Annotated in this window: 6 protein-coding genes; all 6 read right to left on the bottom strand. The window is 39.6% G+C overall.

Translation table 11 applies throughout. From position 1 onward, the window contains the following. Window positions 1-212: 212 nt before the first annotated feature. Complete coding sequence (locus O8C68_02440) at window positions 213-1229, bottom strand: phosphate uptake regulator PhoU (protein MCZ7394661.1); 1017 nt, start codon at window positions 1227-1229, stop codon at window positions 213-215. An 87-nt stretch (window positions 1230-1316) separates the two neighbouring features. Next, the gene (locus tag O8C68_02445) at window positions 1317-2210 is read right to left on the bottom strand and encodes a sugar phosphate isomerase/epimerase (protein MCZ7394662.1); all 894 of its coding nucleotides are present in this window, start codon (window positions 2208-2210) and stop codon (window positions 1317-1319) included. Between the two features lie 102 nt (window positions 2211-2312). After that, entirely contained in the window at window positions 2313-2720 is a 408-nt protein-coding gene (locus tag O8C68_02450) for a phosphate-starvation-inducible PsiE family protein (GenBank protein MCZ7394663.1), read from the bottom strand. Between the two features lie 115 nt (window positions 2721-2835). Beyond that, window positions 2836-2994: a hypothetical protein gene (locus tag O8C68_02455; GenBank protein MCZ7394664.1), complete on the bottom strand. Its 159-nt coding sequence runs from the start codon at window positions 2992-2994 to the stop codon at window positions 2836-2838. Between the two features lie 14 nt (window positions 2995-3008). Beyond that, entirely contained in the window at window positions 3009-3149 is a 141-nt protein-coding gene (locus O8C68_02460) for a hypothetical protein (protein ID MCZ7394665.1), read from the bottom strand. Between the two features lie 134 nt (window positions 3150-3283). Continuing rightward, window positions 3284-4189 carry a hypothetical protein gene (locus O8C68_02465; GenBank protein ID MCZ7394666.1) on the bottom strand — a complete coding sequence of 302 codons (906 nt, stop codon included), beginning with the start codon at window positions 4187-4189 and terminating at the stop codon, window positions 3284-3286. Window positions 4190-4352 lie beyond the last annotated feature (163 nt).

Genomic DNA, 4352 nt, shown 5'->3' on the forward strand with positions numbered 1-4352 from the left:
CACAGTCTGGCTAATTGAATGAGCGGATCAAACAGCTCTCTTCTTTTGCGCAAGAAATATCACGCCAAACGCAATCATCACAGGAAAAATCTCTAAAAGTAAAACGCAGAAGATGTAAATTAGATTATCAAAGCTCTTTGCGGTCCTGTCAAGAAGGCGAACGCTCGTGATTATTATGAGTCTATAATATTATCTCACGATAACTTAGAACCCTATATACTCTTAGAGAAGTCAATGGCTAACTCGGCGACATTTGCAGCATAATCCCCTATCCTTTTTACGCTGTCGGCTATGAGCCCTATGGACATGACCACATCAGGATCAAGAGTTGCTGGCGGGTGCCTTATCCTGTGCAGCTCTACACCTATTTTTTTATGCTCTTCGATAACCTTGTTTGCAAGCTCTGCATTACATTTAGTAAAGGAGCTAACCGAATCATTGACAAGCTTATAAGAGATGATACCGATTTTAACAATCTCATCGAGCATGGCATGAGGAATTTTTTCACCTGATTCCAGCATTATGCCGGCAATCTTACCCGCATGGTCTGATACGCGCTCTAACTGGTCGCTTGCCAGCCTGTAGTAGAAGGCCCCTGTCAATCCGAGTTCACTTTTTTCGGAAATCCTTGAATGAAGTAAAATATCCATGAACTGTTTTGATATCAATAGATGGAGGCGGTCAATCTCATCGTCCTGCCTTACCACCTCAGAGGCGAGAGAAACATCTTTTGTATTCATTGCCTTGATGGTATTGTCAAGCATCCACTGCACTTTTATATGCATGCGCCGAAAGCTCATATCGATAGGCATATCCCCCGGATTCGAGATATCCTGAATTATCACCTTATCATGCGTCTCTTCGATAATCTCAATACCTATCAACTTTTTGACTATAGCCGTTATATCTTTTCTCTGCTCATGTGTTATATTTTTGGCTTTAAGCTCAATCACACGATATCCGGCAACGTAGGTGGCTATTATATCTCTTATCAGCGGCTCGCCCACCCTTCCATCTATATTCAGGCTCTTTGGACCCTGGGGCGCAAAACCGCCGTTTGAAGTTAAAAGAAGAGTCCCGTCCTCCTGGGGATGCATGTGAACAAGGGAACCGGAGGTTATTCCGGCACTGACAGCCCACCTCTTGGGGAGAGAAACAACGAACGTTGATTTTCCTGTTACCTGGACTTTCCTTATTTCTGCACTTGTCTTTTTAATTTCATTATTCATCTTTACATAGATTTTCTGAGGAGTATATAGGTTTTCTCCCAAGAATCTATAGATGCTATATAAAATCAGTAAATCGAGATGTAAGTTTTAAGCCTGTTGAATGCATGCGACAGTCTGTTCAATGGAATGCGATATTGCAGGAATTAATCCAGATCGCAAACTGCAAAATTCTCTGATTTGTGCAAGGCTTTTCAGGGTATCTTCCCTCGCCGAATTTTTAACCTCCAGAATCAGGTTTCTTGCATTTGTCTCTAATATGTTTTTAAATACTTCCCTGAAATTTATTTTTCCAAGTCCAATAGGAAGGTGGCGGTCTCCAAACATTGCTTCTTCAGGCTCCAGAATGCCAAAGTTATCATGAAGATGCACTTGATGTATATAGCTACCTAATTCAAAATAATCGTCCAGGGATAACCCATAAGCATTGGAGGCAATAAACGCATGACCAATATCCAGATTTATCTTTAAATTCTCCGAACCTACCATTTCAATTATATGGAAAATTTCTCGCGGAAACACACCAACTTTATTTCCTCCCTCTCTATCAAACAGGTTCTCCAAAAGGAGGATGACGCCGTATTCTTCGGCAAGACCACATATATAACTTAAATTAAGAATATTCAAGTTAAGACATTTTCTTCTACCATTCTGACTGCCTGGATGAACAACAATATATCCTGCTCCTATTTCTGCGGCGACCTTGACGACTTTTTCCATAACAGTGAAATTTTTTTCATTATTAGTTGAAAAATCTATCTTTAATCCCTCAATCCTGGAATAGATGTGCGGGGCATGGATAGTAAATTCAGTGCCAAAAGATGAGGCAAGATAGGCAGCTATTGACAACAGTTCCTTCCCTTTTTGTTCGTCCAAAAAATCCATTCTATCAAGACCAAGTTCAATGATATCCACTTCACATGGATCTATGGCTCCTCCAAAATCTTTTATCTGAGGAGAGTTTATGCCTATTTTTGTATTCATATAGTATAGTTTTACACTGAATATTATATATTTTATCTCAATATTCTATATATACTAAATAAAATCAGTATAAATATGCCATCAAAAGAATTGTAACCGCCTTCAAGCCTTTTCTGGCGAGTACCTGACAGCCAGCACCCTTATAACTCCAAGCACCAGTAGCAGCGCCGAGAGAGCGAAAATAGTTTCATATCCAAATGATCTGGAGTAAAGCCCGACAGTGACCTCACGCATGGCTATTAAAATCGTGACGTCGCTTATGTCGGTGAGCTTGATTCTTTCATGTTTGGAATAGTCTGCAAAGGTCTTGAAGAACTCAATCACAATAAACAGCGTGAGAACGTTAGTAACTATTTTGTTAAAACCGCCATCGAGCGAGTCTATCGCAACAGTGCGAATATCAAGTAATATCCGCAGCATTCCTGCAATGAGAGCCAACAACAGTACATACAGGACGATGGTAATAATGGAATCAGTAATTTTTTTGAAAAATTTTGGATGGTCTATCATCTAAATACCATCATCAGAGCGAGTATGAGAAGAAGAATTATCAGAAAAATTTCAATCCTATTCAAGCTCATTTTTTTCAATAAGTTTGAGGATAAGCAGATTCAACACGGTTTCATCACAGGGCAACCAGTTTAGTTATTGATGCCGAGCATATATGATATTCTTCAGCTATTGCATGCATTGCTTCTGTTAATGCAGCCTGTGCATTCAATCCATTCGCTACAAATTCCTCTCTTTTTTCGCAAATATATGTCAGAATGTCGAGTGTATTCATAGTCTCAACTCTTCCTACTTGGCAGAAAATCCGCCGCGCAGGAACAGGTACATCTCCTTATCTTCCTGATTTAGTTCCGTAAATCCATCTTCGGGTGGATTGTGCCGTGTGCCGCAGGAGAGGGATTTTTTCATATTTTGTTTCTTTTCTTTCATTTCTATCACCATATCGAAATTCCACTCACAGAGTTATATAATTTATCACAATAATCTATATATGCTACATAAAATCAGTAGAAAAGCCTTCTTTTCATTGGTTGTGAATCATAAATACTGCGTATGAACAGTTATCATGTTAAATGCCCATTGTTCTCATTCCACTTTCTTTTACCCTTTACATTCAGGATAATTTCACCTGATACTCCGAAAAAATACGATAACGGTAACCCGATATACAGTGCAGCGCCAATCAATCCCAGGGCTTTGGTCTTTTTTGTAGTTTTATCTATTTCCGAGTATAATATGTCCTGGCTTTTCTCTCCCTTCAGAGAATTAAAAATCATTTTAATGCATTCTATGGCTATTTCCCTGCTCCACAACATGCACTCTGATAGCGGTGTTTTGCTTCCTCCGAAGGAAGTTTTTCTTTTCATGATGGATTTCCTTAGTTCCTCTGCAGTTCTCCCTTCAAAAATCGTATATCCGTTCCCTATCATATCTATTGAATGGGCATCGCTGCTCCCCATCTTTGCCAGTTTTCCGGGAGAGAAGGTCTGTGCCATTAAATTGGAGTAGGCATCACGATGGCATGCATTAAATACTTCCACGCCGTCCAGTTTTAAATAGCGTATCTTCTTTCCGAGGGATGGACATTGTGGGCTGAAAGGATGAGCTGCTATGGCAACACCTCCCTGTTCATGTATACGGTCTATAGTCTCAGGAGCGCCAAGCATTGGTTTGATTTCTTGCTGGATAAACAATGCCAGGATTTCACCTTCTGTGCTTGATATTTCTTCACCGATTACAACATCGATATCTCTTGCGTGCTTTTTAGCGATGAGGGCGCCCTGAATTGTATTATGGTCTGTTATGCACAGGACATCTAGTTTTTTTCTGCAGGCAGCCTCAACGGCTTTTACGGGGTCGGTGACGGATTCAGGGAAATGAATAAAAGAATATTCTCCGAACCCTGAATATCTGGTGTGTACGTGAATGTCTGCTTTGCCAGTATGATTCTTCTTTTCGATATTTTCCATGCAATACAATTATTATATTAAGAAAATAAAGACTATCTTAATAAAATATATAATCTATATAGATTCTTACCATTTATTCCGACCGTAGCTACCGAGGTTAATGAAGTAAAGGAACTAACCGAATCGTTGAAGCTTATAAGAGATAGTTCCTTAGATAAATAGA

Origin of the sequence: Candidatus Methanoperedens sp. (genome assembly GCA_027460525.1) — an archaeon.
Lineage (GTDB): Archaea > Halobacteriota > Methanosarcinia > Methanosarcinales > Methanoperedenaceae > Methanoperedens.

Bases quoted from the DNA above. Each gene is read 5' to 3' on its own strand.
- O8C68_02450 (MCZ7394663.1), bottom strand. From the start codon at position 2,720: ATGATAGACCATCCAAAATTTTTCAAAAAAATTACTGATTCCATTATT.
- O8C68_02460 (MCZ7394665.1), bottom strand. From the start codon at position 3,149: ATGAAAGAAAAGAAACAAAATATGAAAAAATCCCTCTCCTGCGGCACA.
- O8C68_02455 (MCZ7394664.1), bottom strand. From the start codon at position 2,994: ATGAATACACTCGACATTCTGACATATATTTGCGAAAAAAGAGAGGAA.
- O8C68_02445 (MCZ7394662.1), bottom strand. From the start codon at position 2,210: ATGAATACAAAAATAGGCATAAACTCTCCTCAGATAAAAGATTTTGGA.
- O8C68_02465 (MCZ7394666.1), bottom strand. From the start codon at position 4,189: ATGGAAAATATCGAAAAGAAGAATCATACTGGCAAAGCAGACATTCAC.
- O8C68_02440 (MCZ7394661.1), bottom strand. From the start codon at position 1,229: ATGAATAATGAAATTAAAAAGACAAGTGCAGAAATAAGGAAAGTCCAG.